This is a genomic window from Microcoleus sp. S36a_B3 (assembly GCF_036700745.1).
Taxonomy (GTDB): domain Bacteria; phylum Cyanobacteriota; class Cyanobacteriia; order Cyanobacteriales; family Microcoleaceae; genus Microcoleus.
This window is the reverse complement of record NZ_JAUBPN010000010.1, coordinates 195,563-206,942: the sequence shown is the minus strand read 5'-3', so window position 1 is coordinate 206,942 and position 11,380 is coordinate 195,563. Positions and strand designations below refer to the sequence as shown.

General features: G+C 48.0%; 10 protein-coding genes. 7 read left to right on the top strand and 3 right to left on the bottom strand.

The features are described from left to right. Positions 1–465 precede the first annotated feature (465 nt). On the bottom strand, positions 466–2,538 hold the full coding sequence (locus QUA01_RS13835; RefSeq protein WP_333089837.1) for an iron uptake porin: 2,073 nt from the start codon (positions 2,536–2,538) through the stop codon (positions 466–468). Between the two features lie 911 nt (positions 2,539–3,449). On the opposite strand from QUA01_RS13835, the gene QUA01_RS13830 reads away from it, so the two are divergent. The 4 genes from QUA01_RS13830 (at position 3,450) to QUA01_RS13815 (ending at position 4,572) form a co-directional block, all read left to right on the top strand. Further along, positions 3,450–3,623: a hypothetical protein gene (locus tag QUA01_RS13830; RefSeq protein ID WP_333089839.1), complete on the top strand. Its 174-nt coding sequence runs from the start codon at positions 3,450–3,452 to the stop codon at positions 3,621–3,623. Positions 3,624–3,629: 6 nt separating this feature from the next. Then, complete coding sequence (locus tag QUA01_RS13825) at positions 3,630–3,818, top strand: hypothetical protein (RefSeq protein WP_333089841.1); 189 nt, start codon at positions 3,630–3,632, stop codon at positions 3,816–3,818. 42 nt (positions 3,819–3,860) lie between these two features. Continuing rightward, the gene (locus QUA01_RS13820) at positions 3,861–3,998 is read left to right on the top strand and encodes a hypothetical protein (protein WP_333089842.1); all 138 of its coding nucleotides are present in this window, start codon (positions 3,861–3,863) and stop codon (positions 3,996–3,998) included. Positions 3,999–4,194: 196 nt separating this feature from the next. Next, positions 4,195–4,572, top strand: a complete 378-nt coding sequence (locus tag QUA01_RS13815; protein ID WP_333089844.1) for a hypothetical protein — start codon at positions 4,195–4,197, stop codon at positions 4,570–4,572. A 199-nt stretch (positions 4,573–4,771) separates the two neighbouring features. Here QUA01_RS13815 and QUA01_RS13810 read toward each other — a convergent pair whose 3' ends face one another. Continuing rightward, on the bottom strand, positions 4,772–6,829 hold the full coding sequence (locus QUA01_RS13810) for a hypothetical protein (protein ID WP_333089845.1): 2,058 nt from the start codon (positions 6,827–6,829) through the stop codon (positions 4,772–4,774). 526 nt (positions 6,830–7,355) lie between these two features. Here QUA01_RS13810 and QUA01_RS13805 point away from each other — a divergent pair. Next, entirely contained in the window at positions 7,356–7,586 is a 231-nt protein-coding gene (locus QUA01_RS13805) for a hypothetical protein (RefSeq protein WP_333089847.1), read from the top strand. Between the two features lie 88 nt (positions 7,587–7,674). Here QUA01_RS13805 and QUA01_RS13800 read toward each other — a convergent pair whose 3' ends face one another. Then, positions 7,675–9,096, bottom strand: coding sequence for a CHAT domain-containing protein (locus tag QUA01_RS13800; RefSeq protein ID WP_333089850.1), 1,422 nt, complete (start codon positions 9,094–9,096; stop codon positions 7,675–7,677). A 643-nt stretch (positions 9,097–9,739) separates the two neighbouring features. On the opposite strand from QUA01_RS13800, the gene QUA01_RS13795 reads away from it, so the two are divergent. Both QUA01_RS13795 and QUA01_RS13790 read left to right on the top strand, forming a co-directional pair. Beyond that, positions 9,740–10,384 carry a hypothetical protein gene (locus tag QUA01_RS13795; protein WP_333089852.1) on the top strand — a complete coding sequence of 215 codons (645 nt, stop codon included), beginning with the start codon at positions 9,740–9,742 and terminating at the stop codon, positions 10,382–10,384. A gap of 30 nt (positions 10,385–10,414) precedes the next feature. Beyond that, complete coding sequence (locus tag QUA01_RS13790) at positions 10,415–11,365, top strand: DUF1822 family protein (protein ID WP_333089853.1); 951 nt, start codon at positions 10,415–10,417, stop codon at positions 11,363–11,365. Positions 11,366–11,380: the final 15 nt, after the last annotated feature.

Here is an 11,380-nt window from a genome sequence, read left to right as displayed (position 1 = left end):
CTCATGACAATGGATAACTCAATGGATGGCAAAGCATTTGAGGTATTTATTGAGCAATGTTTAGTGCCACAGTTGTGGTCTGGAGCAGTAGAGGTGAATTGATAATTTACCCGCGCATAAAGTAGATTCAATTACATCGATGATTGAATCTGTGGGTGCTTCTATTTTATGTTTGTCCCCATACTCACGCCTATTTTAATCCGATTGAATTATGGTGGTCACAACTTAAATCTTTATTGCGACAGTTTTCGCCAACCACCACTAAAATGGTTGATACGATAATTGCTGTGGCTCTTGACTTAATTAATCCGAAACATCTTAAAAACTGGTTTACTAATTGCTGCTACTGTACCTCATAACATCCGGAAGTGCTGTAACAACTGACAACTGACAACTACCAACTGACCAATAACTAAAAGCGGCAGTCGCCTGCCGCTTTTAGTTTTAACTAGATATCAGGAAACCTTAGAAACTAAAGGTTGTCCGCAGGACTCCTACCCAGATATCGTCATTATTTCTGTTGTTTTCGGGATTCAGAATCACGTAAACGCCCGGTGTCACCGCAATAAAGTCATTAACTTGGAAGCGATAGAAACCCTCCAAGTGATAAGAGGTGTCGCGGTCTCTGGCGACATCGCTTTCAGTAACTTTTGGCGGGATGCCGGCGATAAAACCGAGGAGGTTTCCAGGTTTACCAAAATCTGGCAGCGCCAAGAAAACAGCACCGTTCTGAACAGTAGCGTCATTGTCTGCGCCCCGTTCTTGGTGAGCCTTGGTGTAACCGTACCAACCGCCAAGCTGGAAGCCGCGGCTGGGTTTTAAGTTAAGTTGTACGCCAAAGTTATCTGATGCGGTGGATGTTTGACCGAAGGGGCGGTTAGCCAAGGAACTGCCAGTACCGCCCATGATGCCAACATCACCACCCCGATTGTATTTCCGGGTGTAAGTTGCGCCAATGTCAATAACTTTGCCCAGAGAGAAGTTTAGCTGACCCAAAGCGCTGAAAGAACCGTTGAAAACGCCCCGGCCGTCGGCTGGGTTGGGAGAGTCGCCGTCGGAGGCAAGATAGGCAACTGTGGCTTTCACTGGGCCCAAGTTGTATTTGATAGCAGCGCCTGCTCCTTCGGGGCCGCGGAACACTGCCGGGTTGTAACGTCCAAACCTGGATAGAGCACCGTTGCCGCTACTTTCCAAGGGAGCAGTCAGCTCGGCAACGTCATCGAGCCTCAGTCCTTTCGGGCCCAACCATACTGTAGCGTTGCCTACCGGAAAGCGATACCACACTTGATCGAGGGAGAATTGGTTGCCGTCTTCGCCGTCAATGGCGAGGCGAGCCATGTTCGTACCGGCGGTGTTGGCTGTACCGTAGTTGGCGATGTTTCTAGCTTGCAAGCGGGTTCTGAGCAAGTCTCGACCGCTGAAGCTGGTGTTGAAGTTCAACCGCACCCGGTAGCCGAGGTTGGTGGCCGTTTTGTCGTCCCGCAGCCCAACACCATCTCCGAAGGTGTCGCTGGCGAGAAAAATGGCTTCTCCTGAGAGTTTGGTTGTGGTGGAGAACTGGTTAGCTTCTAGTTCTGCGGTGCGAGCTTCTAGGCCATCTACTCGTCCGCGCAGGGTAGCGAGTTCGGCTGCAAATTCTTCTTGCAGGCGTTGCAGGATGGCTAAGTCGTCTTTGGTGACGAAGGTACCTGTTGACGAGCTAATTAGTTTGGTTACTTGGTCTAAGCAGGCGTTGACGCCGGCTGCAAATTCGTAGCGAGTCAGGGCGCGGTTACCGCGGTAGGTGCCGTCGGGATAGCCTGCGATACAACCGTAGCGTTCGACTAGGGATTGCAGGGCTTGGAATGCCCAGTCTGTCGGCCTTACGTCGGATAGTTGAGAGACCGATGTCACCTGGGACATGGTTCCTGACTGTTGTGCCGGCAGGGCTTGGGGTGTTGCTGGGACGATCGGGCCGCCCATTCCTCCGGGTACTGTCTGAGCAATTTCTACCTTAGTAGCTGGGACAGTAGCTGGGGGGAGAGCGGCGGCAGCCGGTTCTTCAATTTTTGCAGCCGTGTCTGTGGGGGTGCTTTGCACTGCCAAGTCTGATGCTTGGGGCGACGGTTGGGCTGTGTTCGCTGCAGCCACGGGTTCAGTCGCTGCCGCTGTGGTGGCGGGGGCGATTGCGATTGGGGCTGCTGAGTCGATGCCGCTTTCTGCTGTTTGCAGTGCTGCTGCGCTGGTTTCTGGTTCAATTTTTGCCAGTTTTTCCGGCTGTTTTTGTGCGTCGTCCGAGTTGGCGATCGGGGTTTGGGCCGCCGGAACGATGCTGTTTAAAGCCAGCTTTTCTGGGGCGGCAGGGGCTGCTGCAACTGGTTCTGCAACTAATTCTGCAACTGATGCTGCAATTTTTGATTCGGATGACTTTGCTGTGGCTAGCTGGTTGGCTTCAGCGGTTGCGGTCGCTTCGGCTGCTAGGGCTGCGGTACTGACAACTGATGATAGCCCCAGAATAGCGGGGGATACTAGCAGTAAATTCCAAAAAGTTCTGTTCATTTTCCTCACACCTTCACACTCTATTCAACTCGATCGAGAATTCCCAACTTGTAATTTTTGTGGTTGCTTGTCTGCTAAGAATAACTGCCAATATAATAGAACCTCTCCATAGCTGCTGACTCACAGTTGGGGTGTCTAGTTTCCGCTTGAACGTAGGGGCTGGGCTTTTCTACGGCAAGGGCATCAATTCTGGTCAAGTCCACATTACATTACGGTTGATTATACCATCACCGGGCGACGTACCCACACGCTATGCGAAGCATACAGTCTGGGCTTCCCGTTTCAACCGCCGCTGCCTCTACCATTTTTGAATGATGTTGGTCTTATGCAGCGTATGGAGGTTTGACAAGCCATCTTGTCCTCACTCCCATCGCACGGGGTGCGTGCGATCCGGGCAGACTCCCTACGCCCCAAGGAGTTCATCCCATCTCTCGATCGCCAGACTTGCTTTAATTGCTGTAGCTGCGATCGATAATTGGTGGTGCGGGTTCGGCCACAATCTGCCTCAAACTGACTGCTACCCTGAGTCTTCGGTTACGCCAGACTTAATAGACAGTTATCAGGATAGGATCGGGGCTGCTTGTCGCCTCCCTTATACAGCTTTCGAGCCAAATATGTCAAGCTTTTTAACCTCACTTTAAACCCTGCGACCTTTGGCGGGGCGATTTTCGGGCCTGCTGGGAGCCAGCCGGCTTTCATAACTCGTAGATGTACCCTAGAAAAGCCAAATTTCTGGCTTGACCAATTTGGCTTTTCTGACTATCCCAAGAGTCGGGACTCGCGCGGGCGATCGTCATGTTTGAGACAAGCTGTCGCCCGGTTTAATTAACCACTACTTTAACACAATTTTTGGGTGTTCTGAGTGCGGCTGCAATTGGTGTTGCTTAATATCCAATCGCGCCGAGAATGCTGTGTTGCTTGAGATACAAACTCTACCCAAATTTTATAGCGATTTGATGGCTGTTTTTGGCGTAGGGCGATCGCAGGAATTTAATGCTAAGCTGGCGAAAATGCACAACTCAAAAATAGTGCTGTCGGAACAAAAAAACCAAACGCTGTGGGTGGAGATTTTAGTAAAAGAATAAGTGGTTATGGAAGATTTTGGTATTATTATTGCCTGCTGCGACCAAGATTATCTGTTTGCTAAGGATTGCTGTGCTAGCATCCGGTATTTTTTGGGAGATGTTCCCATCTGTCTGTTGATTGACGGTACGTTTTCCGCGAGTGCTTTGGAGAAATCCTACGGCGTGCGAGTAATCGATCGCACAACGGTTTCCTAAGAGGTTCTCAGGAAAAAAAGTTTTGGTTGGAGCAAAACTAAGATGATTGCCTTTTGGGAAAGTCCTTGGTCAAACTTCCTGGTTTTGGATGCCGATACCATCGTCTGGGGCGATGTTCTCAAGTTTGGTAATTTTAAGAAATCTGATTTGATTGTAGACCAACCTTGTCAGGAAAATTAGGATGCAGATATTTCCAAACTTTTATTTGACATTCCTGGTGTTGAGAAGTATTTCCTCAGTTTTAGCTGGTCGAAATATCGAGCCAATTATTTCTGCAGTGGTACTTTTTTGCTAAGTGCGGCATTTTAATTAGAAAGAATACGTAGAAATTTTAGATTTTACGGTTGCAAATTCGGGGATATTTAAGTACGGAGAAATGGTTTTTTTAAACTTTATGATTTTCCGGGCGGCCGGGGAAAGTCGGCTGCGGGTGCAGAATGTGAATATGCAGTTTTTGGTGCCGGATTTTGACCGGGATTTGGTGAAAAAGCGGTTTTTGATGGAATCAAGCGGGCCTGTAGGCGATCGCGCCTCGGCGACTGTGATTCACTGGTGCGGCCCGAAGCCGAGTTTATCAACATCTCAAGTTTACTCGGAACCGATGAATTTTTGCTGCCGCAAGTATCAGGAGGATGTTTGGAACTGCAGGGGTTTGGTGGCTGAGATGTCGCTGCAATTTGAGGATTTGCAGCGATCGATCTACGTGTACAAGAATAAGTTTAAGAAGAAGTTTCGGCAGTTGGCTGGTAAGTAGATAAAAAGTTGGGCGCGGGGGGCGATAAACCGGGAATATTCTGAGATTTCTCGCCTCCATTTCCCGATTTTTTTGCAGTAATACCAAATCAGGGTTAGCTACCAACTACGATTTCTGACCGATTACTGATTTGGGAATTTTTTAACCGCAGAGAACGCAGAGAACACAGAAAAAGAGAAGAGAGAGATAAATGCAGGGTTCACTCATCCAGGGGCAAAAGGGGGCCGGCTGGGGGCAAAACTTGGCGGTGAACGCTGATTTTGTGACTTTCTCGCTGAGTTTGCATTTCTACGGCGATCGCCTCAAATTCGACTTCCATGCAGCCGTAGGGAATTTCTAACTCGATGCTCGATCGGACATTTCCCAAGCCGTTAGGTGTAAATTCGGTAATCCAGCGCGGCCCGTCGAGAATCAGGTAGCTTTGTCGATCGAATACCCAAACTTTCACATAAATCCGGGGCATCAATTCCGGTAGTTGCACTTTCACTGTTACAGCTTGGCCCGCGAGGATTTGGGCGCGCGGCAATTCTAAGACGGGCATCGGTACTAACTCGTCTTCTGGCAAAACGTAGGGAGTTGGCCCAGTTGATTCTTCGAGTTTTGTGGTTTTTTGAGCAACTTGTTTCGGCTGTGGGGGCTCGTCAAAAACTACAAATTCTCTGGATTCCGGGCCAATATATTTGGGCTCGGAAATTGTTTTCCCGATCGCCCGTTGCTGCTGGGTTGGGCTGCTTTCTTCCACTACGGCTATGGCGTCGCTGCTATTGGCGGCTTTTGGAGTTGGCGACAGGGTGGTTGCTTTGAGCCATTCGGGGGATTCGCCGTTGCTGGCTAGGGAACTCAGTCGCGACCAAAATCTATTCTCGACGTTTAGGGTTTGAAATGCCTGTTTTGAGGCTGTTGGCGGGGTTTCTGGGGCTGTTGTTTCTGGTTCTGGGGTGTTTTTGGGTTTTTTGTCGATCGCTCGATCTTCGGCCGTTTCTGCGGCTGTTGGGATGTCTGAGGGTTTGGTTTGTGGGTCGATCGCCCCGGCGACTGTTTGACGGGGATTGGAGATTTCTTCGAGCAATTGCGATCGGCTGCCCTCGGGCAGTTTGTTACCGAATGCGGGCAATTCTAGACCGCCGGCACTTGCGGTTGGGCGGGAATTCAGTTGAGGCGGTAAGGGCTCGTTTGTTGAGACTTCGGCCGGGGATGGAGACTCTAAAGATTTTTCTACTAGCTTGAGAAACGATAAATTTGTGGTCTTCCGAGGCTGTTTTGAGGCTGTTGGGGAGAGTTCGGCTTGATGCTTTTCTTCGATGAAATTTTCTTTAATTACTTCTAGAAGGTGCTCTAAACGGGCGGTTATTGTAAATAGTTTGGTGGCTAGGGGAACGCCTCCGCTGCTGAGTATTGCTTCTCCTAAAATTAGGCGACTTTTGCACTCGCTGGGGATGTAGGTGACGCAGGCAAAGATGCAGGGGGGAGGTTGTTCTGGCATCTGCTGCTGGATTTGGGCGAGTATTTTTGAGGTTTGGGGGTCGCGCAGGTAGATTTGTATTTCTGCTGAACCGATGAGTTTTTTGAGTTCTTCTGTTTGTGATTCAGAGATGAGAGTTGCTTTTTTTCTGGTTGTTTGGGGTGGTTGGGAAATGTCGATTTTGCCGGAAATGACTAAGGGGCGGCCGAGTTGGGTGACGAAGGTTTCTCGATCGAGTATGAGTTCGAGTTCGAGTTTGACTGGGGGTTGGGGCGGAGGCGGAGGGGTGGTTTGGGGATTGGGGAATTGGTAGATTTTGGGAGGCTGCGGTGGGGCTGGGGGTTGGGTTGCAGGACGATCGACCGGTGCTGCGATTTGTGAGTCTGAGGGGATAGTGGCAGGTTCTGAGGTGTCGATCGTCGGCGGTAGGGGTTCGGAGGTTTCCGATTCTGCGGGCAATACTTCCAATTGCACGCCGTACTGCCAAGGTTTTGCTGGTGTCGATCGAGGATCTGGCAAGCAGGAGAGTTCCCACATTCCCGGTTTGAGTCTGGTGTAGGGAATGATCACGACTAATCCTTCGGGGTTGGTGCGTGCCGATCGGCTTTGGACTTTCCGCTGCGGGACTACTCCCTCGAAGGATGTGTAGGTGACGCGAATTTCGATGTCGGTGTTGGGGTGCTGGATGCGAGCAACGACGCGGTATTTGCCTTCTAGAATTTCCACGTCGGCGGTTTCTAGGGGCAACCAGGCGCGATCGCCTTCTTTCTGCAGTAAAAATTCTAGTTTTTTCATATTTGTTTCCCCCTGGAAGCGTCCCGCTCGATTGGTCGCAGGTTGGTGGTGGTTGGTTGAGCGACAGCTACAGATATTTTAATTACATTATCAGAAAACTGGGTTTAAACCCCCGTCCCTTCGGCAAGCTCAGGGCAAGCCTTTGAGGACGGCTTTTAATACTGGAAAACTTTTTCAGGCTTGACAGTATTTTCCCTAAGTCTAGTACACTAGAGATAGATACAGGTAGAATAACCGCTAGCACGGCGAGCATCCAAAACGACTGGCTCGAAAACAATAATATCTCGTGGGTAGCGAACACCACAAAAACATAGCTAGGGTAGCCACCGCGCACCCATACCAGAAAACTCAAAAACTTAGTAGTTAGATGTACGCCAATGGCATACGGGAACCTGGGAAGTGATTCCTTAACGCTTGGGGAGACAAGCCCTCTGGGGCTATTCAAATTAGACTCGAAACTTCGTTCAATCGGACGGGTTTTTGGTTTAAATATTGCCGAAAGGATGGATAGTTTAAAGGTGTGTCAGTGAACCAAGAATCCCCGCGCGTTCACGCGCCCGGAGTGTCAAGTTGTACAGCCTATCATCTGTTTCGGTCAAGAGGCGCGCTCGGTAGAGTCCCGCGCCGGACTCAGGCTTTGCCGTTTCTCTACAGGTATAGTTGCATAAAATTATGGCGATCGCGATCGCCGATCGGGCAAAGTCTAGACATTGGGCGCGCCTCATCGGCGATCGGCTGTGCGGCCCAAAAGATTTAACTTTTTGGGCTGGCTAAGAGCCTCCCCCCACAATATTTTCAATAAACTTATTGTCAAACCAGCCCAAAAGCCTGTTACTTTCTCTCACCTACCAAGGACTGCCGATCATATTAAAAGCTGCCCAATAATAAGGATGCGATAAATCTTTGCTGTCGAGTTTAGGGATAGACAGAGGTAAAAAAACTTCGCCCCTAGAGCTTTGCAATTGACCGTTATTTATGGTTAATTTACCTTCTATCGCAGCAATTTGTGCTTCCCTGAGAGCTTCAGATTTAATAATAGGAGGATCTTTCGGCTTGTTGACTTTTAAGCGCTCGTAAAACTCGCTCATCAGCGCCAAAGTTCCCGCATCGCTGACGTACCACAAACTGGCGAGGGCAGATTTTGCTCCCGATTGCAGCGCTAAACCGGCAAATCCGAGTTCTGCTTCTTTGTCTCCCAAGGCGGTTCTGCAGGCGCTCAATACTAACAGTTCCAGAGGCGGATTGTTCCATTTTAAATCTCTCATTTGATCGAGTCCGAGTCTGGTGTCCCAAAATTGAATGTAAGACTTATTGGGAGCTCCGGGGCGGAATTCGGCGTGGGTTGCGAGGTGGATGATGCCGTATCTTTGTTGCAGGCGCTGCGATTGCAAGTTTACGAGGGTAAAATCTTCGTTGAGAAAAGATTTACCTGGCCACTCTTGGACGATCGTCCTTAATTCTAACGGGACTGCAGGTAGCGGTTGTTTGTTCGCCGTTTCCGAGAAAATAGATGCTCCCATTGCTAAGACTTGGGTGTTTTTGAGGTTGCCGTAGTTAGTGTTGGTGAATTTGAAGGCGGGGATGCGGGCGAGGCTGTATTTTTGGATCAGAAATTGCTTTCCGTCGTGCATTGCTGCTAGGGGTACGGTTCGCAAACCTTCGCCAACGCAAAACAGCAAGGTTTCAATTTTTGCTATTTGCAAATCTGTTTCTAGGGGTGCAATTATCCATTGATAAAGTTGTTGGGCTCCTTCTAAATAGCTGGTTGTGCTGAGTTTGGCGGGGTTGGTGATTTCGCTGTTGAATTTTTTGACTGCTGACAGCAATATTTCTTGTTTGGCGGATGGGACGCTGCGGAGAATTGGCGGGCGATCGGGCAATATTAAAATTAATTCGAGTTGGTCTGTGCGCGGGATGGCGTAAATTAAAGCTGGTTTTTTCTTGGTTTGAACTGCTAGACGGGAGAGGGTTTTTGATATTGCTTCGGCGGTTTTTTCACGGGCCCCAAAGTCTTGTTGCAAGTATTTTTGATAGTCTTCTTCCCAGTCTTGTTCGATTCTGGTGACGGCTTCGGTGAGGTTTCCGCGATCGAGCAAATTTCTCATTTCTTGCCCGTTAAGCCCACCTGGGGCTGGGTTTTGGGCCATTGTAGGCAGGTTCGCGGTACTCCAACAGAAAAATATTGCTGTCAAACAGTAAAAAATAGCTGTTTTAAGTTTTTTGGGAGTCGCGTGTTTTTGAGGCTGCTGCGGGGATTGTTGGTGCATGGTTTTGGGGCAGTTATACCATTTTTGATTTGCAACGATTGAGAATCACTGACTGAAGCTGCATTTTTTTTGCAGTGGTATTAACGGCGCATTTGGCGACAGCATCTTTTTCGGAGTGTAATAAGCGTTTTTGGGAGTGCGATCGTCCTGTGCTGGCGAGCTCGATTATAGCATTCAAGACAAATGCCAAATATTTCCCGTAGCGTGTGCCGCCTTCCCTGCCGCTCGATCGCCCAAAACCAACCCCAAACATCTGCTGTAGGGTGCTTAGGAACGAAAATTTAATAACTTAAACACCTCCTACAGTCCTCTCTCTATCCTCTAAGCCTTCCTCGCCTCAGAAGCATTACCAGGCTCTTCCTGGTAAGTAGCAACAAGCCTAATCTCTTCTGCATGAAACGTCGGCACTGCTGGATTCCTGACGCACCACCACCATTGACAGCACCCAAAAAATTGCGAGTTATGTAAAGTTTTGTAACTTTTGCAGAAGTTTTGCGTAAAAATCCCAGATCCCGACAGATAGACAAATAGAGGGCTATGCAGGAGGATGCGCGCCAGTCAATCTCGATCGGCTTGTTAACCAATCTCCGGCGACCTGCATCCGCTTTGCCGACTATTTTTTTGAGTACCCTTGGAATAAGAGATGCCTACTAAGGATGAAATTGACGATCGGCTCAAACAGCTAGCTATAGCTGCTCAAAATCACCAACCTAAAACTTTAGGGCGACAACTAGCTATGACCAATTTTATGGCGGAGGTTGAAAAATATAAAATCGTTCACTCTCCCAGAAATACAAAATTTACCCCCGAAATTTATCGGGCAATTTGTGCAGAAGCCAAATCGGACTTAACGTTGCGAATTTGCCGCGAAATTCACAACTATCGACCGGAGAAGACAGTCAGCCAGTGGGTAAACTTCTTGATGCTTAAATGTTTTCAGGAATCTACGCCTAAAGTTATAGGTAAAAAAGAGTTTTCTATTGAATACTGTGGAGATATGGATCGAGTTTTTAATCAAATACAAAAGCAACAATTGCAAAATAAATTTTGTCAACTTGAAGCTGCTTTGAGCGATATCATTGTAGAAGATCCGGGAGGTTTTTTTGAAGGCGAAGTGATGAAAAAGTACCCGCACGTCAATTTTAAATTTTTGTTGGTGAAGAAAGTTATAAAAGATGAAAGTTGGCAGGATATATCCCATGAGTTAGGAGTCAATGTTTCTAGTTTGAGTAGTTTTTACCAGAGATGTGTGGAAAAATTTACGCCCAGATTCAAAGAATACTTGTAGAACATTATGTACCAAAAGCAGGGAGTAATCATGAATAACACAGAAGTTGATTTAGTTTTGACAATGCCGATCGCCCCAGCAGCGCACCTGAGCGCTCAAAAGCTCTCCCAGCAACAAACAGACCCGAAAAAAGCCAAACAGGTTTATCTAAATGCTTTGGCTGTACACGCAGTGGATTTTTACTTTCAGTGTATGGAAATAGACACTGATTTGGCTGCCAGCAATATCTGGAATCCTGTCATCCAGAAATTCATGGATGTTGCGGATTTGGAGGTCAAAAATCTTGGCAATCTAGAGTGCCGCCCTGTACGTGAGGGTGAAGAGTTTGTCTCGATTCCGGCAGAAGTGCGATCGGACAGAATCGGTTATGTTGCCGTGGAGATAGCCCAATCCCTCGAAGAGGTGAAGTTGCTGGGATTTGTCAAAAAGGGCGATCGAGAAAAAGTTCCAATTAGCAAGTTGGAGTCGATCGAAAACCTGCTAGAATACCTGGACGAACTCCAGCCAGAATACTTGGACGAACTCAAACCAATACATCTCATTCAGTGGTTGCACAATGTTTTCGACATCGGCTGGGAGGCCGCCGAAAAAGTGTTTGAATCAAGACAAAAATTCCAGTTTGATTTCAGGAGCACCCAAACTTTAGAGATTAGCGATCCTGCTAATAGTGTTACTCAGATCAAACGTATAAAAACCGTAGAGTTGGAACCCGGAGAAAAAGTTAATTTAATGCTGGGAATAATGCCAACCAATCATGGCGATTTGGAGATTATGGTAGAGCTTTGTCCGGCAGAAAACGAAATTATGTTGCCCGAAGATGTAGAATTGATAGTGTTGGACGAGCGAGGAAAAAGTTTGGTGCAAGCGAGAGCAAATAAAACCGATAGCTTGCTATTCAAGTTGAGTGCAGAACAGGGAGAACAATTTAGCGTTAAAGTTGCTTTGGGTGATTTCAGCCATAGTGAATTGTTTTTCACATAATCATCAATTATCCAT

Excerpts from the sequence above, each read along its gene's own strand:
- QUA01_RS13835 (WP_333089837.1), bottom strand. The coding sequence starts at position 2,538 with ATGAACAGAACTTTTTGGAATTTACTGCTAGTATCCCCCGCTATTCTG.
- QUA01_RS13825 (WP_333089841.1), top strand. The coding sequence starts at position 3,630 with ATGGAAGATTTTGGTATTATTATTGCCTGCTGCGACCAAGATTATCTG.
- QUA01_RS13820 (WP_333089842.1), top strand. The coding sequence starts at position 3,861 with ATGATTGCCTTTTGGGAAAGTCCTTGGTCAAACTTCCTGGTTTTGGAT.
- QUA01_RS13815 (WP_333089844.1), top strand. The coding sequence starts at position 4,195 with ATGGTTTTTTTAAACTTTATGATTTTCCGGGCGGCCGGGGAAAGTCGG.
- QUA01_RS13810 (WP_333089845.1), bottom strand. The coding sequence starts at position 6,829 with ATGAAAAAACTAGAATTTTTACTGCAGAAAGAAGGCGATCGCGCCTGG.
- QUA01_RS13800 (WP_333089850.1), bottom strand. The coding sequence starts at position 9,096 with ATGCACCAACAATCCCCGCAGCAGCCTCAAAAACACGCGACTCCCAAA.
- QUA01_RS13795 (WP_333089852.1), top strand. The coding sequence starts at position 9,740 with ATGCCTACTAAGGATGAAATTGACGATCGGCTCAAACAGCTAGCTATA.
- QUA01_RS13790 (WP_333089853.1), top strand. The coding sequence starts at position 10,415 with ATGAATAACACAGAAGTTGATTTAGTTTTGACAATGCCGATCGCCCCA.